The sequence below is a fragment of the Luteimonas lutimaris genome, from assembly GCF_039537065.1.
GTDB classification, from domain to species: Bacteria; Pseudomonadota; Gammaproteobacteria; order Xanthomonadales; family Xanthomonadaceae; genus Luteimonas; species Luteimonas lutimaris.
The window spans coordinates 274,041-295,470 of sequence record NZ_BAAAZU010000031.1 but is presented as its reverse complement, the minus strand read 5'-3'; the positions used below and the strand labels follow the sequence as shown (position 1 = coordinate 295,470).

At 70.5% G+C, this 21,430-nt stretch carries 15 protein-coding genes and 1 pseudogene; 13 read left to right on the top strand and 3 right to left on the bottom strand.

Annotated elements, in window-relative coordinates; genetic code table 11:
• The first annotated feature begins 24 nt into the window (after window positions 1-24).
• The 10 genes and pseudogenes from ABD679_RS15070 (at window position 25) to lpxC (ending at window position 12,636) form a co-directional block, all read left to right on the top strand.
• Entirely contained in the window at window positions 25-1,515 is a 1,491-nt protein-coding gene (locus ABD679_RS15070) for a UDP-N-acetylmuramoyl-L-alanyl-D-glutamate--2,6-diaminopimelate ligase (protein WP_344760831.1), read from the top strand.
• On the top strand, window positions 1,512-2,912 hold the full coding sequence (locus tag ABD679_RS15065; RefSeq protein ID WP_344760830.1) for a UDP-N-acetylmuramoyl-tripeptide--D-alanyl-D-alanine ligase: 1,401 nt from the start codon (window positions 1,512-1,514) through the stop codon (window positions 2,910-2,912). Before ABD679_RS15070 ends, ABD679_RS15065 begins: the two co-directional genes overlap by 4 nt.
• Window positions 2,902-3,990: a phospho-N-acetylmuramoyl-pentapeptide-transferase gene (mraY, locus tag ABD679_RS15060; RefSeq protein WP_344760829.1), complete on the top strand. Its 1,089-nt coding sequence runs from the start codon at window positions 2,902-2,904 to the stop codon at window positions 3,988-3,990. The genes ABD679_RS15065 and mraY overlap by 11 nt, the downstream gene beginning before the upstream one ends.
• Complete coding sequence (gene ftsW / locus ABD679_RS15055) at window positions 3,990-5,345, top strand: putative lipid II flippase FtsW (protein ID WP_344760828.1); 1,356 nt, start codon at window positions 3,990-3,992, stop codon at window positions 5,343-5,345. Before mraY ends, ftsW begins: the two co-directional genes overlap by 1 nt.
• Entirely contained in the window at window positions 5,342-6,805 is a 1,464-nt protein-coding gene (murC, locus tag ABD679_RS15050) for a UDP-N-acetylmuramate--L-alanine ligase (protein ID WP_425561914.1), read from the top strand. The genes ftsW and murC overlap by 4 nt, the downstream gene beginning before the upstream one ends.
• Entirely contained in the window at window positions 6,802-7,740 is a 939-nt protein-coding gene (locus ABD679_RS15045; RefSeq protein WP_344760826.1) for a D-alanine--D-alanine ligase, read from the top strand. The genes murC and ABD679_RS15045 overlap by 4 nt, the downstream gene beginning before the upstream one ends.
• Window positions 7,737-8,615, top strand: coding sequence for a cell division protein FtsQ/DivIB (locus tag ABD679_RS15040; protein ID WP_344760825.1), 879 nt, complete (start codon window positions 7,737-7,739; stop codon window positions 8,613-8,615). The genes ABD679_RS15045 and ABD679_RS15040 overlap by 4 nt, the downstream gene beginning before the upstream one ends.
• Entirely contained in the window at window positions 8,612-9,847 is a 1,236-nt protein-coding gene (gene ftsA / locus ABD679_RS15035; protein ID WP_344760824.1) for a cell division protein FtsA, read from the top strand. The genes ABD679_RS15040 and ftsA overlap by 4 nt, the downstream gene beginning before the upstream one ends.
• 230 nt (window positions 9,848-10,077) lie before the next feature.
• Window positions 10,078-11,065, top strand: a pseudogene (gene ftsZ / locus ABD679_RS15030) (cell division protein FtsZ); the annotation flags it as partial.
• 662 nt (window positions 11,066-11,727) lie between these two features.
• Entirely contained in the window at window positions 11,728-12,636 is a 909-nt protein-coding gene (gene lpxC / locus ABD679_RS15025; protein WP_344760822.1) for a UDP-3-O-acyl-N-acetylglucosamine deacetylase, read from the top strand.
• Window positions 12,637-13,020: 384 nt separating this feature from the next.
• On the opposite strand, the gene ABD679_RS15020 is transcribed toward lpxC, so the two are convergent.
• On the bottom strand, window positions 13,021-13,500 hold the full coding sequence (locus ABD679_RS15020; protein ID WP_425561913.1) for a DciA family protein: 480 nt from the start codon (window positions 13,498-13,500) through the stop codon (window positions 13,021-13,023).
• Here ABD679_RS15020 and ABD679_RS15015 point away from each other — a divergent pair.
• From ABD679_RS15015 to ABD679_RS15005, 3 genes are all read left to right on the top strand, one after another.
• A complete protein-coding gene (locus tag ABD679_RS15015) occupies window positions 13,476-14,504 on the top strand; it encodes a M23 family metallopeptidase (RefSeq protein WP_344760821.1) in 1,029 nt (342 codons plus the stop codon). The genes ABD679_RS15020 and ABD679_RS15015 overlap by 25 nt on opposite strands.
• A gap of 315 nt (window positions 14,505-14,819) precedes the next feature.
• Window positions 14,820-17,570 (top strand): preprotein translocase subunit SecA, encoded by a 2,751-nt coding sequence (secA, locus tag ABD679_RS15010; RefSeq protein ID WP_344760820.1) that lies wholly within the window; start codon window positions 14,820-14,822, stop codon window positions 17,568-17,570.
• A 155-nt stretch (window positions 17,571-17,725) separates the two neighbouring features.
• Window positions 17,726-18,676, top strand: a complete 951-nt coding sequence (locus ABD679_RS15005) for a Nudix family hydrolase (RefSeq protein ID WP_344760879.1) — start codon at window positions 17,726-17,728, stop codon at window positions 18,674-18,676.
• A gap of 28 nt (window positions 18,677-18,704) precedes the next feature.
• Here the strand turns inward: ABD679_RS15005 and ABD679_RS15000 are convergent, their stop codons facing one another.
• Both ABD679_RS15000 and trmB read right to left on the bottom strand, forming a co-directional pair.
• Window positions 18,705-20,543: an SLC13 family permease gene (locus ABD679_RS15000; protein WP_344760819.1), complete on the bottom strand. Its 1,839-nt coding sequence runs from the start codon at window positions 20,541-20,543 to the stop codon at window positions 18,705-18,707.
• A gap of 129 nt (window positions 20,544-20,672) precedes the next feature.
• Window positions 20,673-21,430, bottom strand: a 758-nt coding sequence (gene trmB, locus ABD679_RS14995) for a tRNA (guanosine(46)-N7)-methyltransferase TrmB (RefSeq protein ID WP_344760817.1), incomplete at its 5' end; no start/stop codon positions are given.

Genomic DNA, 21,430 nt, shown 5'->3' with positions numbered 1-21,430 from the left:
GCAGAAGAAGCGGGGGGTCGCCCGATGACCCGCGCCATGCTGCTGTCCGAGCTGCTGCCCGACGTGGCCGCCGTGCCGCCGACGCTGGCGATCACCGGGCTGGTGCTCGACAGCCGCACGATCACGCCGGGCGACGCCTTCGTCGCGATCGGCGGCTTCGGCACCCACGGCCTGCACTTCACCGCGCAGGCGCGCGAGGCCGGTGCGGCGGCGATCCTGTTCGAACCGCCGGTGCCCGCCGACGTGCCGGCTGCGCCCGACGACGCCATCGCGGTGCCGGGCCTGCGCGCACGCATGGGCGCGATGGCGGACGAATTCCACGGCCATCCCTCGCACGCGATGGCGATGGTCGGCGTCACCGGCACCAGCGGCAAGACCTCGACCGTGCAGCTGCTGGCGCAGGCATGGACGCTGCTGGGCACGCCCGCCGGCACCGTCGGCACGCTCGGGGCGGGCCTGTACGGCGAAACCGTGGCCACCGGGTTCACCACGCCGCTGGTGCTGCAGATGCATGCGCTGCTGGCCGGCCTGCGCGACGCCGGCGCGAAGTCGGTGGCGATGGAGGTCAGCTCGCACGCGCTCGACCAGGGCCGCGTGGACGCCGTGCATTACGACGTCGCGGTGTTCACCAACCTCAGCCGCGACCACCTCGACTACCACGGCGACATGGACACCTACGGCGCGGCCAAGGCGCGCTTGTTCTCGCGCGACGGGCTGCGTGCGGCGGTGGTCAACCTCGACGACGACTTCGGCCGCGGGCTGGCCGGGCGCATCCCCGGGGGCGTCGACGTGATCGGCACCAGTGCGCGCGGCGACGCGGCGGCAAAAGTGCGTGCCGAAAACCTGGTGCTCGATGCCGCCGGCATCGCCTTCGACCTGCATCTGGACGGCGAAACGCTGCCGGTGCGCTCGCCGCTGCTGGGCCGCTTCAACGTCGCCAACCTGCTCGCGGTGGCCGGTGTGCTGTCGGCACAGGGCGTCGGGTCGCAGGCGATCGCAGGCGTGCTGTCGCAGCTGGCGCCGATCCCGGGCCGCATGAACCGCCTCGGCGGCTGCACCACCGACGACGGCCGCGTGCTGCCGCTGGTGGTGATCGACTATTCGCACAAACCCGATCCGCTGGAACAGGCGCTGGCCTCGCTGCGTGGCCACCTGCGCGGGCGCCTGACCTGCGTATTCGGCTGCGGCGGCGAGCGCGACCGCGGCAAGCGCCCGCAGATGGCGGCGATCGCCGAGGCCAACGCCGACATCGTGATCGTTACCGACGACAACCCGCGCGGCGAGGACGGCGATGCGATCGTGGCCGATATCGTCGCCGGCTTCGCGCGCCCGGACGCGGTGGTGGTCGAGCGCGACCGCCGCCGCGCCATCGAGCGCGCGATCGGCGACGCCGGCCCCGACGACATCGTGCTGGTCGCCGGCAAGGGCCATGAAACCTACCAGGACGTGGCCGGCGTGAAGCATCCGTTCGACGACAGCCAGGTCGCGCGCGAAGTGCTGGAGGGCAGGGCATGAACCCGATGCCGCTCGCACGCATCGCGCAGTGGACCGGCGGCCGCCTGCAGGGCGACGACGTGCTGGTCGACGCGCTGGTCACCGACACCCGCGCATTGGATCTCGACGACGGGCGCGCGGCGCTGTTCGTCGCGCTGCGCGGCGAGCGCTTCGACGGACACGACCACGTGGCCCGCGCCGCCGACCTGGGCGTGCGCGCAGCGCTGGTGTCGCGCGTGGTCGACGGGCCGCTGCCGCAGGTGCTGGTGGCCGACACCGAGCGCGCGCTGGCCTCGCTGGCCGCGGCGATGCAGCGCGGCCGCGGCGGCCGGGTGGTCGCGGTGACCGGCAGCAACGGCAAGACCAGCGTCAAGACGCTGGCGCTGTCGATCCTGCAGCGCGCCGGCAAGGCCTATGCCAACCCCGGCAACCGCAACAACGAGATCGGCCTGCCGCTGGCGGTGATCGACGCGCCGGACGACGCCGATTTCGCCGTCTACGAAATGGGTGCCGGCAAGCCGGGCGACATCGCCTACCTCACCGCGGTGGCGCGGCCGGACGTGGCGCTGGTCAACAACGTCGCGCCCGCGCACCTGGAGCGCATGGGCGACCTGCTCGGTATCGCCGACACCAAGGCCGCGATCTACGATGCGCTGCCCGCCGACGGCGTGGCGGTGATCAATGCCGACGACGCCTTCGCGCCGTACTTCGCCGAGCGCGCGCACGGCCGGCGCCTGCTGCGCTTCGGCCTGGACGCGGCCGCCGACGTCAGCGCGCGCGAGTTGCGCTTCGCCGACGACGGCATGCACTTCGTCCTGGCCACGCCCGATGGCGAGCGCGAGGCAATGGTGCCGATGCCCGGCCGCCACAGCGTCGCCAACGCGCTGGCCGCGGCGACGCTCGCGCTGGCCTGCGGCGTCGGCCTCGACGACATCGTCGCCGGCCTGCGCGACGCGCAGCCGGTGGCGGGGCGGCTGGTCCGCCATCGCCTTGCCGGCGACGTGCTGCTGGTCGACGACAGCTACAACGCCAACCCCGGGTCGCTCAACGCCGCCATCGACACCCTGGCCAGCGCGCCCGGCGAAGCCTGGCTGGTGCTCGGCGACATGCGCGAACTGGGCGCCGACGCGCAGTCGCTGCACGAGGCCGCGGGGCGCCGGGCGAAGGACGCCGGCATCGCGCGGCTGTACACGCTGGGCGCGCTGAGTGCCGCCGCCGCCGCCGCCTTCGGCGAGGGCGCGCGGACGTTCGGCTCGCACGCCGCGCTCGCCGATGCGCTGCGCGCCGACCTCGCGGCGGTTGCAGGTGCAGATGCGCCGGCGCCGCTGCGCGTGCTGGTGAAGGGGTCGCGCGGCAGCGCGATGGATCGCGTCGTCAAGGCGCTGCTCGGGAACGGGGAGGCCGCGCATGCTGCTTGAACTCACACGCTGGCTGCAGCAGCTCGACGACCTGTTCGGCCTGTTCGCCTACCTGACCTTCCGCGGCATCCTCAGCGCGCTGACCGCGCTGGCGCTGTCGCTGTGGTGGGGCCCGGCGATGATCCGCCGCCTCGCCCAGTACAAGGGTGGCCAGCCGATCCGCAGCGACGGCCCGCAGACGCATTTCTCCAAGGCCGGCACGCCGACCATGGGCGGGGCGCTGATCCTGATCACGGTGCTGGCGTCGGTGCTGCTGTGGGGCGACCTGCGCAACCGCTACGTGTGGCTGGTGCTGGCGGTGATGCTCGCCTTCGGCGCGATTGGCTGGTACGACGACTGGATCAAGATCGTCCATCGCGATCCCAACGGCCTGAAATCGCGCTGGAAGTACCTGCTGCAGTCGCTGTTCGGCCTGGCCGCCGGCCTGTTCCTGTACTTCACCGCCGACCCGTCGGTGTCCGCGGCCACCACCTTCTTCGTGCCGCTGCTGAAGAACGTGGCGATTCCGCTGGGCGGGTTCTTCATCGTGGTGGCGTACTTCTGGATCGTCGGCTTCTCCAACGCGGTCAACCTGACCGACGGGCTCGACGGCCTGGCCATCATGCCCACGGTGCTGGTGGCCTGCGCGCTGGGCGTGTTCGCCTACGCCTCGGGCAACGCGGTGTTCTCGGCCTACCTGCAGATCCCGCAGGTCCCGGGCACCGGCGAGCTGGTCATCATCTGCGCGGCGATCGCCGGCGCGGGGCTGGGATTCCTGTGGTTCAACACCTACCCGGCGATGGTGTTCATGGGCGACATCGGCGCGCTGGCGCTGGGCGCGGTACTCGGCACCATCGCGGTGATCGTGCGCCAGGAACTGGTGCTGGTGATCATGGGCGGCGTGTTCGTCATCGAGACGCTGTCGGTGATGATCCAGGTCGCCTCGTTCAAGCTCACCGGCCGGCGCGTGTTCCGGATGGCGCCGATCCACCACCACTTCGAGCTCAAGGGCTGGCCCGAGCCGCGCGTGATCGTGCGCTTCTGGATCATCTCGGTGGTGCTGGTGCTCGTCGGCCTCGCAACGTTGAAGGTGCGCTGATGGACGGCAGCATGCAGACCGGCAGCAGCCGCCAGGCGACCCGCCTGGACGCCATCACCGGCCGCTACGACGGCTGGCTGCTGGGCGCGATCATCGCCCTGGCCGCGCTGGGCGTGGTGATGGTCGCGTCGAGCTCGATCGCCATCGGCGAGGGGCTGGACGTCGGGCCGTTCTACTTCCTCAACCGCCACCTGATGTTCCTCGCGCTGGGCGCGGGCCTGGCCGCGTGGGCGATGCGCACCGAGCTCAAGACGGTGGAGCGCTTCAACCAGCTGCTGCTGCTGGGCTGCTTCGTGCTGCTGGCGCTGGTGTTCGTGCCCGGCATCGGCAGCAGCGTCAACGGCGCGCGGCGCTGGATCAACCTGGGCCTGTCGAAGTTCCAGGTGGTCGAGGCGGTGAAGCTGCTCTACATCGTCTGGCTGTCGAGCTACCTGGTGCGGTTCCGCGACGAGGTCAACGCGACCTGGCCGGCGATGCTCAAGCCGCTGGGCGTGGCAATCGTGCTGGTCGGCATGCTGCTGCTGCAGCCGGACTTCGGCTCGTCGTCGCTGCTGCTGGCGATCACCGCCGGGATGCTGGTGCTGGGCGGCGTCAACCTGCCGCGGATGTCGATGCCGATCGTGATCGGCCTACCGGTGTTCGCCTTCGTCGCGATCCTCGAACCCTACCGCGTGCGCCGCCTGACCTCCTTCCTCGACCCCTGGGCCGACCAGCTCGGCTCGGGCTACCAGCTGAGCAACGCGCTGATGGCGGTGGGCCGCGGCGAGTGGTTCGGCGTGGGCCTGGGCGCGTCGGTGCAGAAGCTGTCGTACCTGCCCGAGGCGCACACCGACTTCATCTTCTCGGTGATCGCCGAGGAACTCGGATTCGCCGGCGTGTGCCTGGTAATCGGGCTGTACGTGCTGCTGGTCGGGCGCGCGTTCTGGATCGGCTACCGCTGCGTCGGCATGCGCCGCCACTTCGCCGGCTACTGCGCGTTCGGCGTGGCGCTGGCGGTCAGCCTGCAGGCCTTCGTGTCGATCGGGGTCAACCTCGGCATCCTGCCGACCAAGGGCCTGACCCTGCCGCTGATCTCGTCCGGCGGCTCCAGCGTGCTGATGACCTGCGCCGCGCTCGGCCTGCTGCTGCGGGTGTCGTACGAACTCGACCGCGCCGAGCGCCAGGTCGCGCGGCTGCGCGGCGAAGCGCCTGTGCAGGCGCCGGCGCCTTCAGCCGAACCGTCGCCGCAGGGCCGCAAGCGCGGCAAGGCGTCCGCGCCCGCGCAGCCGCTGCCCACCGGCACCGCAGCCGCCGCGGCGCGCGGCACCAGCCGCCTGCGCCAGCGCGTGGAACCGACCATGGGACGCATCGCATGATCCGCCGGATGCTCGATACCCGCGACGCAGGGCCGGACGCGGCCGCGAACGGGGATTTCGCCCAGCGCTACTCGCGCGTGCACTTCGTTGGCATCGGCGGTGTGGGCATGAGCGGCATCGCCGAGGTGCTGTGCACGCTTGGTTACCAGGTGTCCGGCTCCGACCGCGCCGACAACGCGGTAACGCGCCGCCTGTCCGCGCTCGGCGCCAAGGTCCATCTCGGCCATGCCGCGGCCAACGTGCTGGGCACCGACTGCGTGGTGGTGTCCAGCGCGATCAAGCCCGACAATCCGGAGCTGCTCGAAGCGCACGCCCAGCGCATCCCCGTGGTGCCGCGCGCCGAGATGCTGGCCGAGCTGATGCGCTTCCGCCGCGGCATCGCGGTGGCCGGTACGCACGGCAAGACCACCACCACCTCGCTGCTGGCCAGCGTGCTGGCCGAAGGCGGGCTGGACCCGACCTTCGTCATCGGCGGTCAGCTGCTCGCCGCCGGCGCCAACGCGCGCCTGGGCGGCAGCCAGTGGCTGGTGGCCGAGGCCGACGAAAGCGACGGCAGCTTCCTGCGCCTGAACCCGCTGGTGGCGGTGATCACCAACATCGACGCCGACCACCTGGAGAACTACGGCGGCGACTTCGCCCGCGTGCGCGCGGCGTTTTCCGAGTTCCTGCACCGGCTGCCGTTCTACGGCGTGGCGGTGCTGTGCATCGACGACGTGGAAGTGGCGGAGCTGGCCGGCCGCGTGCCGCGCCACGTGATGACCTACGGCTTCGCGCCCGAGGCCGAGGTGCGCGCGGACGCGGTGCAGCAGGACGGCCCGCGCATGCGCTTCGAGCTGTGCCTGCCCGACGGCACCTGCACGCCGGTCACGCTGGCGCTGCCCGGCCGCCACAACGTGCAGAACGCGCTGGCCGCCGCCGCGGTGGCCTGGCAGCTGGGCATCACGGCCGAGGCGATCGCCACCGCGCTGGAGAAGTTCCAGGGCATCGGCCGCCGCTTCAACCTGCTGGCGCAACTGACCACCGCGCAGGGCGCGACGGTGCAGCTGGTCGACGACTACGGCCACCATCCCAAGGAGCTGGCAGCGGTGTTCGCCGCCGCCCGCGGCGGCTGGCCGGACAGGCGCCTGGTGGTGGCCTTCCAGCCGCACCGCTACAGCCGCACGCGCGACCTGTTCGACGACTTTGCCGGCGTGCTGTCGGACGTCGACGCGCTGGTGCTGACCGAGGTCTACCCGGCCGGCGAGGCGCCGATCGCCGGTGCCGACGCCAAGGCGCTGGCGCGCGCGATCCGCGCGCGCGGGCGCATCGATCCGGTCGTGGTCGGCGGCGCGCAGGATCTGCGCGACGTGCTGCCGGACGTGCTGCGCGACGGCGACCTGCTGCTCATGATGGGCGCCGGCGACATCGGCCACGCCGCGCAGCAGCTGGCGGCCAACGGATTCGAGGAGGACGGCCGGTGACGCCTGTCCTGCCGCCGCCGCGCTTCGACGACCCGGCCGTGTTCGGCCGCGTGGCCGTGCTGATGGGCGGGGCCACCTCCGAGCGTGAGGTGTCGCTGGACTCGGGCCGCAACGTGCTGGCGGCGCTGCGCGCGCGCGGCGTCGACGCCAACGGCGTGGACGGCATCCCCAATCTCGTGCGCGAGTTGCAGGACGGGCACTTCGACCGCGTCTTCAATATCCTCCACGGCGGCGACGGCGAGAGCGGCGTGCTGCAGGGCCTGCTCGAATCGCTGCGCGTGCCGTACACGGGCTCCGGCGTGCTCGGCAGCGCGCTGGCGCTCGACAAGATCCGCGCCAAGCAGGTGTGGATCGCCGACGGCCTGCCCACGCCGCGCTGGGTGCGTCTTGCCAAGGGTGACGACGTGCACGCCGCCGCGCGCGAGCTCGGCCTGCCGGTGATCGTCAAACCGTCGCTGGAAGGCTCCAGCGTCGGCGTCAGCCGCGTCTTCAGCGACGCCGACCTGGATGCGGCGGTCGAACTCGCGGCGCGCTATCCGGGCGAACTGCTGATGGAGCAACTGGTGGAAGGCGGCGAGTACACCATCGGCGTGCTCGACGGCCGCGCGCTGGCCAGCATCCACATCGTCCCGGCCGGCGAGTACTACGACTACCACGCCAAGTACAAGGCCGACGACACGCAGTACATCTGCCCCGGCCTGGACGAGGCCGCCGAGGCGCAGGCGCGCGACCAGGCCGAACGCGCCTTCGCCGCGCTCGGCCTGCGCGGCTGGGCGCGCGTGGACTTCATGCGCGACCGCGACGGCCGCAACTGGCTGCTCGAAGCCAACACCGCGCCGGGCATGACCAGCCATTCGCTGATGCCCAAGTCGGCGGCCGTCTTCGGCGTGTCCTTCGAGGACCTGTGCTGGCGGATCCTGGAGACGGCGGCATGAGCGCCTTCCTCCGCCTCGTCGCATGGCTGCTCGCGCTGGCGCTGGTCGCGCTGCCGGTGGTCGCCGTGCTGCAGGGCTGGATCGGCGCCGAGCGCTGGCCGCTGCGGACGCTGCGCGTGGTCGGCACGCTCGATCGCGTCGACGAGCAGAAGCTGCGCGAGGCGGTGCTGCCGTACGCGCGCAATGGCTTCTTCGCGGTCCGGCTCGAGGACGCGCAGGCGGCGGTCGCCAAGCTGCCGTGGGTGGAGCGTGCCGAGGTGCGCAAGCGCTGGCCGGACGTGGTCGAGGTGCGGATCGTCGAACACCGCCCGTTCGCGCGCTGGGGCAAGGACCAGCTACTGTCGGAAGACGGCGACCTGTTCCCGGTCGCCGGCGCCGAGGTCCCCTCCAGCCTGCCGCAGTTCGACGTCGACGCCCCGGCGGCGCGCATCGCCGATGTCGTCGCGCTCTACAACGAGGCCAACGCGATGTTCGCCTCCGAGGGCGTGCGCGTGCACGAGGTCTCGCTCGACCGCCGCGGCAGCTGGTCGCTGCTGCTGTCCAGCGGCACCCGCGTCGTTGTCGGCAGCCAGGAGGCGCGCCTGCGGCTGGCCCGGTTCGCGCGCCTGATGCCGACGCTGCTGGCGCAGAACCCGCTGCCGCTCTCGCGCGCGGACCTGCGCTACACGAACGGGTTTGCGCTGACGTGGGGCGAAGAGACGGAAGCCGGCAATGGGAAACCGCGAGCCGGCGGAGCGCGTTCGCCGCAGCGTCAAGTCCTTCGATTCCCCGAGCAGCGTCGTGGCGCGCCCGTGCTGGCCGCCGTACCCGATTCCCGATTCCGGCTTCCCGGCATTTCCAGATTCCCTCTCCCCACTCCCGGCTTCCAGACATGAACCGCAAAGGCGACAAGGCCCTCATCGTCGGACTCGACATCGGCACCTCCAAGGTGGTGGCGCTGGTGGGCGAGTACTCCCCCGGCAACCCGATCGAGGTGATCGGCATCGGCTCGCACGAGTCGCGCGGCCTCAAGCGCGGCGTGGTGGTGGACATCGAGTCCACCGTGCAGTCGATCCAGCGCGCCGTGGAGGAAGCCGAGCTGATGGCCGGTTGCGAGATCCGCTCGGTCTACGCCTCCATCTCAGGCAACCACGTGCAGTGCCGCAACTCGCCGGGCATCGTCCCGATCCGCGACGGCGAGGTGACCTGGGCGGACCTGGACCGCGTGCTCGAGGCCGCCAAGGCGGTCGCGATTCCGGCCGACCAGAAGATCCTGCACGCGATCCCACGCGAGTACGTGCTCGACGACTCGCAGGAAGGCATCCGCAACCCCGTCGGCATGACCGGCGTGCGCCTGGAGGTGCACGCGCACCTGGTGGTGTGCGCGCAGTCGGCCGCGGCCAACATCAGCAAATGCGTGCAGCGCTGCGGCCTGCAGATCGACGACCTGATCCTGTCGTCGCTGGCCTCGAGCACCGCGGTGCTGACCGGCGACGAGCGCGAACTGGGCGTGGTGCTGGTCGACATCGGCGCCGGTACCACCGATCTGGCCGTGTTCGTGCAGGGCGCGATCTGCCACACCGCATCGCTGCCGATCGCCGGCGACAAGGTCACCGAGGACATCGCGCACATGCTGCGCACGCCCACGCCCGAGGCCGAACAGATCAAGGTCCGCTACGCCTGCGCGCTGGCGCAGCTGGCGACCAGCGAGGAGTCGATCCAGGTGCCGAGCGTGGGCGACCGCGCCCCGCGGCGGCTGCCGCGGCAGTCGCTCGCGCAGGCGGTGCAGGCGCGCTACGAGGAGATCTTCGAGATGGTGCAGGCCGAACTGCGGCGCTCGGGCTTCGAGCAGCACGTGCGCGCCGGCATGGTGCTCACCGGCGGCGCCTCGAAGATGGAAGGCGTGGTCGAACTGGCCGAGGAAATGCTGCAGATGCCGGTGCGCGTGGGCACCCCGCAGCACGTCACCGGCCTGGGCGAAGTGGTCAACAACCCGGTGCACGCCAGCGGCGTGGGCCTGCTGCTGATGGGCAGCCAGATCGAGCACCCGCGGCGCCCGGTGATCCCCACCGGTCGCGCCGGGTCGCTCTTCAACAAGTTGAAGAACTGGTACCGGGGCGAGTTCTGACGAACGCGCCCGGGAATCGGGAATGGGGGATGGGGAATCGGTAGAGGCAACAACAACGGCAAAGACGGAAAAGAAGAAGCGGCGGCAGGAAACGATTTGAAGTAACGCGACACGACACATCACATAAAAATCGCCGGCATCAGGCGGCGGGCGCGGGCAGGAGGAACGAAGGCCGTTCCGATTCCCCATCCCCGATTCCCGATTCCCGGCTCTACAACGAGGACACGGACATGGCGCATTTCGAACTGGTGGAAAAGATGGCACCCAATGCCAACATCAAGGTCATTGGCGTGGGCGGCGGCGGCGGCAACGCGGTCGCGCACATGGTCAGCAGCAGCGTGGACGGGGTGGAGTTCATCACCGCCAACACCGACTCGCAGGCGATCCGCAACTGCGGTGCCAAGCTGCAGCTGCAGCTCGGGCAGAACGTCACCAAGGGCCTGGGCGCGGGCGCGAACCCGGAAGTCGGCCGCCAGGCCGCGCTGGAAGACCGCGAGCAGGTCATGGACGCGCTGCAGGGCGCGGACATGGTGTTCATCACCGCCGGCATGGGCGGTGGCACGGGCACGGGCGCCGCGCCCGTGGTCGCGCAGCTGGCCAAGGAGATGGGCATCCTGACGGTGGCCGTGGTCACCAAGCCGTTCCCGTTCGAGGGTCGCCGCCGCATGCAGGTGGCGCTCAAGGGCATCGACGAGCTCGGCCAGCACTGCGACTCGCTGATCACCATCCCCAACGAGAAGCTGATCACCGTGCTCGGCCGCAACGCGACCATGATCCAGGCCTTCCGCGCCGCCAACGACGTGCTGCTCGGCGCCGTGCAGGGCATCGCCGACCTGATCGTGCGCCCCGGCCTGATCAACGTCGACTTCGCCGACGTGCGCACCGTGATGAGCGAGATGGGCCTGGCGATGATGGGCACCGGCACCGCCCGCGGCGACGACCGCGCCCAGGCCGCCGCCGAGGCCGCGATCCAGAACCCGCTGCTCGACGACGTCAACCTGGCCGGCGCCAACGGCATCCTGGTCAACATCACCGCCGGCGGCGACTTCACCATGGCCGAGTTCGACGAAGTGGGCCGCACGGTGGAGAACTTCGGCAGCGAGGACGCGACCATCGTCATCGGCACCGTGCTCGATCCGGACATGCAGGACGAAGTCCGCGTGACCGTGGTCGCGACCGGCCTGAACCGCAACGCCGGCCGCCAGACGGGGCGCCACGAGGACCGCGGCTTCGGCCACGACATCGTGCGCAAGCCGCAGGTCGAACTGGTGCGCTCGCAGGGCCGTCGCGACGGCACCACGGGCATGCTGATCGACGACGAGCCGACGGCCTTCAACCCGGGCAACAGCATCGCCTCGACCCTGCGTGGCCGCACCGACGCCGGTGAAGCGGCGGCGCCGTCCGCGCCGGCGACGGCCGAACTGCCCGGCGACAGCAGCTACCTGGACATCCCCGCGTTCCTGCGTCGCCAGGCTGACTGATGCCGTCCATGGCGGTGCTGCGTGGGCGCGGACAGCCCGGCCCGGCCCGGCCATCCATGGCCGGGCGTTCGACGGCACGCGAGGCAGTGCCTCGCAAGCGTGTCGTCTCACCCTGCGCCGCCAGGCCGACTGAGCGGACGGCGGAACACCCCGGCGCGGCAGGGCGACCTGCCGGCCGGGCGGTTCCGGCGCCGGTGCAGTGATGTCCTCGTTTTTGTCCACCGGGCCGTGCGCCGGCCCGGTGGGTTTTTCGGCCGCTGGATGCGCCCGGCAGGGCGCGCGACCAGCGTCACGGACGCGCTGCCAGGACGCCCGTTCTTTCGTTCAGGTTCAGTATCGCGCGTGCTAATCTTTCGCAGTTTTCCGCCTTCTGGCGACACCCCGGACCGACCCCCGCCCATGCAGCAGCGCACCATCAAGAACGTGATCCGCGCCACCGGCGTGGGGCTGCACAGCGGCGAAAAGGTCTACCTCACGCTGCGGCCGGCGCCGGTGGATACCGGCATCGTGTTCCGCCGCGTCGACGTGGAGCCGGTGATCGAGATCCCCGCCGACGCCGAACTGGTCAGCGAGACCACGCTGTGCACCGGCCTGTCGCGCGACGGCGCCAAGGTGCAGACCGTCGAGCACCTGATGTCGGCGCTGGCCGGCCTGGGCATCGACAACCTGCACGTCGACCTGTCCGCGGCCGAGGTGCCGATCATGGACGGTTCGGCCGGCCCGTTCGTGTTCCTGCTGCAGTCCGGCGGCATCGTCGGGCAGGGCGCGCCCAAGCGTTTCATCCGCATCAAGCACCCGGTGGAAGTGCGTGACGGCGACAAGATCGCGCGCTTCGAGCCCTACGACGGGTTCCGCCTGGGTTTCACCGTCGATTTCGACCACCCGGCGATCCCCAAGTCGCAGTCGCGGGCCGAGGTCGAGTTCTCCACCGAGAACTACATCCGCGAAGTCAGCCGCGCCCGCACCTTCGGCTTCATGCGCGACCTGGAATACATGCGCGAGCGCAACCTCGGCCTCGGCGGCTCGATGGACAACGCGATCGTGCTCGACGAGTTTCGGGTGCTCAACGACGACGGCCTGCGCTACGGCGACGAGTTCGTGCGCCACAAGATCCTCGACGCGATCGGCGACCTCTACCTGGCCGGGCACGCAGTGATTGGCGCCTTCGAGGGCTACAAGTCCGGCCACGCGCTCAACAACAAGCTCGTGCGCGCCCTGCTGGCCGAGCGTTCGGCGTGGGAAGAAGTGACCTTCCCCGAGCCGGCCACTGCGCCGCCGCTGGCCTACGGCGAACCGCTGCCGGCCTGAAGTCCGCCCCGGCCTGACGCAGGCCGTATTGCCCATCGCCGCGTACGGATTGCCGGGAACCGTGGCAACGGGTACAGGGGGGAGCGCTGCCTCACTTCGCGTCGCCGCCTGTCAGTCCGGCGGCGCCTGTTGCGTACTGGAAGACACAGGAATGGCGGCGGAGGAGGTGGTTGCGAGCCCGTCCGGTGCGTCTCAAGGCATCGGATACGCGGGACGACCGCGCTCACAGAAGTGAGTGCGAGGTGAATTTTAACTAAAAAATAACTTCATTTTTCCAAAAAATTACTAATTGGTTAACGCCCCGGTGGCCCGTGCCCGTTAGCATGCCCCGTCCGCACCCGCCGGCAGCCGCAAAAAAGCGCGGTCCGGCGCCCCCACGGACAATCAGGAATTGCCTTCCGCCGGCTCGTCACCGGGGTCGCGGAGGGTCGCCAGGACATCGCGCACGGCGGCACGCGCGGTGGCCGAGGCAGGTGGGATGGCCCGCCCGGGCTGCGCTTGCGCGCCGGGCATCTGCTTCGTCGTCCTGACGACGAGGCGGGTCGTCTCAAGCCCGAGGGAGCGGGCGGCGTCGATGATCCGGTCCGAGGCCAGGCGCAGCCTGGCGTGCCAGACGGGGGAATCGACGAGGTAGACGAGCCTGTCGCCATCGACATTCGCCAGCCGCGCGTGCGCGGCCAGCGGAGGCGGCAGGAGGGGGCTCAAGCGACGGTCCAGTTCGTCCAGCCACATGGCGCGGCGGATCGGATTGCCACTCGCGGCATCGCCCAGCAGCGCTTCGAGCGCCGCGCGCGCTCCGCGGGGGGACGACCTGGATCTCGAATCAGACATTGGCAGACATGACTCTACACAGCTTCCTGACATCCGCGCGTGATCTTTCCGCCAGGGCCTGGCGATGGACGCGGCGCAATGGCCACGCGCTGGCCGTTTACACCGCGCGGCACACCCGCCACGCCGCATCGCACGTCCATGCCCGCACCCACGCGGCGGCCGCCGTGCTGCACGCGCGCAGCGCTGCGCGCCCGGCGACCGCGATCGCGGTGCTGCTGGCGGGCGGCGTGGCGCTCGGTGCCGGCGCGACCCAGGGATTGCGCAGCGCGCAGCTGTCGCAGCTGCAGGCCCGCAGCGACGCCCAGCAGGCAAGCCTGGACGACACCCGCCGCGCGGCGCAGCGCGAGATCAACGCCATGGCCGCGCGCCTGGGCGAACTGCAGGCCGAGGCCAACCGGCTCAATGCGCTGGGCGAGCGCCTGACCCGCATCGGCCAGCTCGGCGACGGCGAATTCGACTTCAACAAGCCCGTCGGCGTCGGCGGCGAAGGCCCGGTGCAGGACATGGCCGCGGGCAGCCTGCTCGGCGGCATGGACCGGCTCGGCGCGCAGCTGGCCGATTCGGGCAAGCAGCTGTCGGTGCTCGAGTCGCTGCTGTTCAACCGCGAGCTCGACCGCAGCGCGACCCCGTCGCGCATGCCGATCCTCAATACCTACATCACCTCCGGCTACGGCGGCCGCGCCGACCCGTTCGGCGGCGGCAGCGGCTTCCACAAGGGCATCGATTTCCACGCCCGCAAGGGCGACCCGGTGCTGGCCGTGGCCGACGGCGTGGTCAGCTTCTCCGGCGTGCGCTCGGGCTACGGCAACGTGGTCGAGGTCGACCACGGCAATGGTTACGTCACCCGCTACGCACACAACTCGCGGCTGGTGGTGAAGGTCGGCGACCTGGTCCGCAGCGGGCAGGAAATCGCCAAGGCCGGCTCGACCGGGCGTTCCACCGGCGCGCACGTGCATTTCGAGGTCTGGCAGGACGGACGCGTGCTCAACCCACGCAAGTTCCTCGGCGGGCAGGACGGCCAGCACAAGCGCATGTAAGCAACACCGGGAACCCGTGGGAGCGGCCATGGCCGCTTCCACAGGCATGATTGCTCCCGCGGAAGATCGCCGGGGGAATTTTTCGCCCGCTCGGCGGTCGGAGATCGGCGCGCGGTAACGCGGCCATGGGGCGGGGCGGGAAACGTGATTCCGGCCCGCAAAGGCACCCGGAAACGGGCTTGATACCCGCTGGCGGCGTCTCCACGTACAATGACCCGTTGCCAAAAAGGGCGCCCGGCGCCCTTTTTCCATTTACGGCAATCCGCGGCCCGGCCGCCGGCCCGCATCCACCCAGATCCACAAACCGGTACACCCATGCTCAATCGCTTGCTCACCGGCGTCTTCGGCAGCCGCAACGACCGCCTGCTCAAACAGCTCCAGCGCATCGTCACCAAGATCAACGCGCTCGAACCGCAGATGCAGGCCCTTTCCGACGCCGAGCTGCAGGCCAAGACCCCGGAGTTCCGCGAGCGCATCGCCAACGGCGAGTCGCTGGACAAGGTGCTGCCGGAGGCGTTTGCGGTCTGCCGCGAGGCCTCGGTGCGGGTGTTCGGCATGCGCCATTTCGACGTCCAGCTGGTCGGCGGCATGGTCCTGCACATGGGCAAGATCGCCGAGATGCGCACCGGCGAGGGCAAGACCCTGACCGCCACCTTGGCCGTCTACCTCAACGCGCTCGAGGGCAAGGGCGTGCACGTGGTCACCGTCAACGACTACCTGGCCCGCCGCGACGCCGCGCAGATGGGCCAGCTGTACGGCTGGCTGGGGCTGACCACCAGCGTGGTCTACCCGGGCATGCCGCATGCGGACAAGCACGCCGCCTACGCCGCCGACATCACCTACGCGACCAACAACGAGATCGGCTTCGACTACCTGCGCGACAACATGGCGCTGTCGAAGGACGACCGCTTCCAGCGCGGCCTCAACTTCGCGATCGTCGACGAGGTCGACTCGATCCTGATCGACGAGGCGCGCACGCCGCTGATCATCTCCGGCCCGGCCGACGAGTCGCCGGAGCTGTACATCAAGGTCAACCGCGTCGTGCCGAAGCTGGTCCGGCAGAAGGAAGAGGAAGGCGAGGGCGACTACTGGGTCGACGAGAAGGCCAAGCAGGTGCACCTGTCGGAGGAGGGCCAGGAGCACGCCGAGACGCTGCTGCGCGAGGCCGGCATCATCGACGAGGACGACAGCCTCTACGCCCCGAACAACATCCACGTCGTCCACCACCTCAACGCCGGCCTGCGCGCGCACGGCATCTACCAGCGCGACGTGGACTACATCGTCCGCGACGGCGAGGTGATCATCGTCGACGAGTTCACCGGCCGCACGCTGCCGGGCCGGCGCTGGTCCGACGGCCTGCACCAGGCGGTCGAGGCCAAGGAAGGCGTGCCGGTGCAGCGCGAAAACCAGACGCTGGCCAGCATCACCTTCCAGAACCTGTTCCGCATGTACGAAAAGCTCGCGGGCATGACCGGTACCGCCGACACCGAGGCCTACGAGTTCCAGAGCATCTACGGCCTCGAAGTGGCGGTGATCCCCACCAACCGCCCGATGATCCGCAAGGACCATCCGGACGCGGTGTTCCTCAACCGCGCCGGCAAGTACCGCGCGGTCACCGCCGAGATCAAGGACGCGTACGCCAGGAAGCAGCCGGTGCTGGTCGGCACGACCTCGATCGAGGTCTCCGAACTGCTCGGCGAGCAGCTGCGCGAGGCGGGCATCCCGCACGAGGTCCTCAACGCCAAGCAGCACGAGCGCGAGGCCACCATCGTCGCCCAGGCCGGCCGCCCGGGCGCGGTCACCATCGCCACCAACATGGCCGGCCGCGGCACCGACATCGTGCTCGGCGGCTCGCTGGAGGCCGAACTGGCCGAGCTGGAAGCCGAGCGCGGCGAGCCGGTCGACGAAGTCACCCGCGCGCGCCTGAAGGCCGAGTGGCAGAAGCGCCACGACGCGGTCAAGGAAGCCGGTGGCCTGCACATCGTCGGCACCGAGCGCCACGAGAGCCGCCGCATCGACAACCAGCTGCGCGGCCGTTCCGGCCGCCAGGGCGACCCGGGTTCGAGCCGCTTCTACCTGTCGCTCGAAGACAACCTGATGCGCATCTTCGCCGCCGACTGGGTGCAGCGCGTGATGTCGAAGATGGGGCTGAAGGAAGACGACATCATCGAAAGCCCGCTGGTGTCCAAGCAGATCGCCAACGCCCAGCGCAAGGTCGAGGCGCACAACTTCGATATCCGCAAGAACCTGCTCGAGTTCGACGACGTCAACAACGACCAGCGCAAGGTGGTCTACGCGCAGCGCAACGAGCTGCTCGAGTCCGACGACGTGCAGGAGACCGTCGCCGGCATCCGCGGCGACGTGGTGGCCGACCTGGTCGACCGCTTCGTGCCGCCGGACTCGATCGACGAGCAGTGGGACCTGCCGGGCCTGGAGTCGACGCTGGCCGAGGAGTACGGCGTGCAGGTGCCGGTGCAGGCCATGGTCGCCGAGCGCGAGGAGATCGACGCCGAAGTCATCCAGTCGTACGTGCAGGAAGCGCTGGAGCGCATGTTCGCGGAGAAGGAAGCGTCCGTCGGCTCCGAGACGATGCGCATGCTCGAAAAGCACATCATGCTCAACGTCGTCGACCAGAGCTGGAAGGAACACCTGGCGCGCATGGACTACCTGCGCCAGGGCATCTACCTGCGCAGCTACGCGCAGAAGCAGCCCAAGCAGGAGTACAAGCGCGAGGCCTTCGAGCTGTTCAGCGAGATGCTGGCCAAGGTCAAGAGCGAGGTGATCTCGCTGCTGGCGCGCGTGCGCATCCGCACCGAGGAAGAAGTCGCCGCACTCGAGGCGCAGGAGCGTGCGCAGGCCGAGGCCGCCGCGCGCCAGATGCAGTTCCAGCATGCCGATTCCGGCGGTCTGGGCGCCGACGAGGAAGCCGAGCAGGCGCGCCTGGCGCAGGAAGCCGCTGCCGCGCACACGCCGGTGACCCGCGAGGGTCCCAAGGTCGGCCGCAACGATCCCTGCCCCTGCGGCAGCGGCAAGAAGTACAAGCACTGCCACGGGCAGCTGGCCTGAGGCGACGGAAGCCGGGAATGGGGAATGGGGAAACGTAAAGGCGCGAGCCGCTTTCCCATGCGTTGCAAGGCTCCGGCCCGTGCACGGCGACCTCGCAGCAGCTGCGCGAGTGCCGGTGGAAGCGGGAATCCGGCTTGAACGATTCCCCGTCCCCGATTCCCGATTCCCGACGCGTCGAAGTGGTGGCCGGCGCCATCACCGACGCCCGCGGGCGCGTGCTGCTCGCGCGCCGCACCGAGGGCCGCGACCTTGCCGGCCTGTGGGAATTCCCCGGCGGCAAGCGCGAGCCCGGTGAGTCGCCCGAACAGGCGCTGGTGCGCGAACTGCGCGAGGAACTCGGCATCGAAGTGCGGGTCGGCCCGCCGCTGATCGCCGTCGCCCAGCAGTACCCCGACAAGCGGCTGCGCCTGGACGTACGCAGCGTCACCCGCTGGCGCGGCACGCCGCGCGGCCACGAGGGACAGGCGCTGGCCTGGGTGCCGCGCGACAAGCTGCCCGGCTACGCGATGCCGCCGGCCGACCAGCCCGTGGTCGCCGCCCTGCTGCAGCCCGACCGCTACCTGGTCACGCCGGTGCCGGCTTCGCCGGCCGACGACGACGCCTGGCTCGACCGCCTGCGCGGCGCGCTGCGCAACGGCGTTTCGCGCGTGCAGGTGCGCCTGCCCGGCGTGGACGTCGCGCGCCGCCGCGCGCTGGTCACCGCCGCGGCGATGGACTGTGCCCGCGCCGGCGCCGAGCTGCTGGTCAACGGCGACGCGGCGCTTGCGCAGGACCTGGGCCTGGGCCTGCACCTGCCGGCGGCGCAGCTGCGCGGGCTTGCCGAGCGCCCGGTGGCCGCGGAGGTCCCGCTCGCCGCCTCCTGCCACGACGCCGGGGAACTGCGACTTGCCGAGGCGATCGGCTGCGATTTCGCCGTCGTCGGCCCGGTGCGCGCGACGCCGACGCATCCCGGTGCGCCGGGCATCGGCTGGGCCGCGTTCGAGGCATTGCGCGAACATGTCTCGCTGCCGGTCTATGCCATCGGCGGACTTGGCCTGGACGACATCGCCCAGGCACGCAGCCACGGCGCGCAGGGCATCGCCGCGATCCGCGGCCTGTGGCCCTAGGCACGGCACGCGCGGCCTGCCGCGACGATCAGAACATCAGGTTGACCATCAGCACCACGATCGTCGTGTACACCATCGACAGCGGCGCGCCCACGCGCCACATCTCGCGTGCGGTGTAGCCGGCCGGACCGGTGATCATCGAGATCGACGGGTTGGACGCGGTCATGAAGTTGTTCGACGCCGACAGCGCCACGATCAGGGCGAAGCCGGTCGGGTTGCCGTCCACTGCCAGCGCCAGGTTGATCGCCAGCGGCACCATCACGATGGTCGCGCCGACGTGGCTGATCACCAGCGAGAACAGCGTGGTCAGCAGCGCCAGCGCCAGCTGGATCAGCCACAGCGGCAGGCCGTCGGGCAGGCGTTCGATGCTGTGCCCGGCCACCCACGCCGCCGCGCCGCTGGAGTCCATCGCCCAGCCCAGCGGGATCAGGCAGGCCATCAGGAACACCGTCTTCCAGTTGATCGCCGAGTAGGCCTCGTCCATCTTCAGCACGCCGCTGACCAGCATCCCGGCCACGCCGGCCATCAGCGCGATCGAGGTCGGGATCTTCGACGACAGCGCGATCAGGATCGTCACCGCGAAGATCACCATCGCGATCTTGAACTTGTGCGGCCGCTGCTCGCCCTTGGGGTAGTCGGTGACGATGACGAAGTCGCGGCTGGCGGCCGTGCGCGCAAGGTCCTGCCAGATGCTGTGCAGCACCAGCATGTCGCCGGCGCGCAGCGGCACGTTGCGGGCGTTCTCGCGCAGCACGTCCTTGTCGCGGTTGATCGCCAGCAGGCTGATGCCGTGGGTCTTGCGCAGGTGCAGTTCGGCGGGGGTCTTGCCGATGAACTTCGACGTGGGCGGCACCACCGCCTCGGAGATGCCGGCGCGGCTGGGGTTGAACAGGTCGCCGAAGGTGCGCAGGCGCGTACTCAGGCGCAGGAACTGGTTCTGCGCGAAGTCCGCCACCTGCTGCCGCGCGCCCATCGCGCCGAGCACGCTGCCGACCCAGATCCGCGCGTCGCCCGGCGGCGCCAGCCGCGACTCATTGCCGGTCTTGAGGGCCAGCAGCAGCGGCGCGCCGTGCAGCGCCTCGGCCTCGCCCAGCGACATGCCCACCAGCGGGCTGTCGGCGCTGACGGTGAGCTCGAACACCTCGCCCTCGATGCCGTAGGACTTGGCGAAGTAGCTCTGCGTGCGCGCCGGGGCCACGCCCTTGTCGGTCTCGTCGCGCAGCTGCCGGTTGCCGAAGAAGTGGAAGTAGGCCAGCGCCGCCAGCAGCAGCGCCAGGCCGATCGGCGCCGGCGCGAACATGTTCAGCGGCTCCAGCGTGCCCACGCCGGAGGGCAGGTTGGCGTTGGCCGCGACCAGCAGGTCGTTGAGCAGGATCAGCGGCGAGTTGCCGACCATGGTCAGGCCGCCGCCCATGATGATCGCCGCCGAGATCGGCATCAGCAGCCGCGACAGGCTGACGCCGGTGCGCGCCGACAGGCGCGAGGCGATCGGCAGGTACAGCGCGGTCACCGAGGTGTTCTGCATGATCGACGAGTTCAGGCCCGCCACCGCCGAGGACAGCAGCAGCAGCCGCTCCTCGACGCCGCGCGAATGCCGCACCAGCCACCCGGCCAGGCGGTTGAGCGCGCCGGTGCGGTCCAGGCCCATGCCCAGGATCATCGTCGCGATCACGTTCATCACCGCGTCCGACGAGAACCCGCTGAAGATGTCTTCCGGCGCGACCAGCCCGGTCAGGCCCAGCAGCACCAGCACCACCAGCGCCACCACGTCCGCGCGCACCCGTTCGAACAGGAACAGCACCATCGTCAGCACGACCAGCCCCAGCACGAGGGCCATGTCGGTGGTGAGGGTGAGGGTGGTGTCCATCAGGGCCGGGAACCGGGAATCGGGAATCGGAAACCGGAAGAGCGCGCGTCCGACCCCGGGCATATTCCGTTGTTCGTGCCCGTTGCGCGAATCCCGACCGCGACGCGGGCGAACCGGGGACCCATGTTTTTACGATTCCCCATTCCCGATTCCCGGTTCCCGGTCGTACAGCAGGTCCCAGACCCCGTGCCCCAGCCGCTGTCCGCGCGTTTCGAAATGCGTCTGCGGGCGCCAGTCGGGGCGCTCGACCTGGCCGCGCGGGCCGGCGCGGTTGCGCAGGCCGGGGGTGGCGTCGAGCACGTCCCACATCTGTTCGGCGTAGTCGGCCCAGTCGGTGGCCAGGTGCAGGCGGCCGCCGGGCGCGAGCTTGCGCACCAGCAGCGCGGCGAAGGCCGGCTGCAGCAGGCGGCGCTTGTTGTGGCGCTTCTTGTGCCACGGGTCGGGGAAGTAGATGCGGACCTCGTCGAGCGCGCCGTCGGCGATCTCGTGCTCGAGCACTTCGACCGCGTCGTGGTGGTAGACGCGCACGTGGTCGCTGTCGTCCTCGGCCAGTGCGTTGAGCAGGCGGCCGACGCCCGGGGCGTGGACCTCGATGCCGATGTAGTCGCGTTCGCGGTCGCGCGCTGCGGCGAAGCGCAGGGCCTCGCCGTTGCCGAAGCCGATCTCGAGCACGCGCTTCGCGCTGCGGCCGAAGGCGGCGTCGAAATCGCGCGGCGTCCCCGAGTAGTCCAGCCCGAAGCGCGGCCACAGCGCGTCGAACGCGCGCTGCTGCGCCGGCGTGAACCGTCCCTGCCGCAGCACGAAGCTGCGCACGCGGCGCCGGCCTTCCTCGACCGTGAAGGGTTTCGGCGGGGCCTTGGCGCCGTCGCTGGAGAACGGGTCGGTCA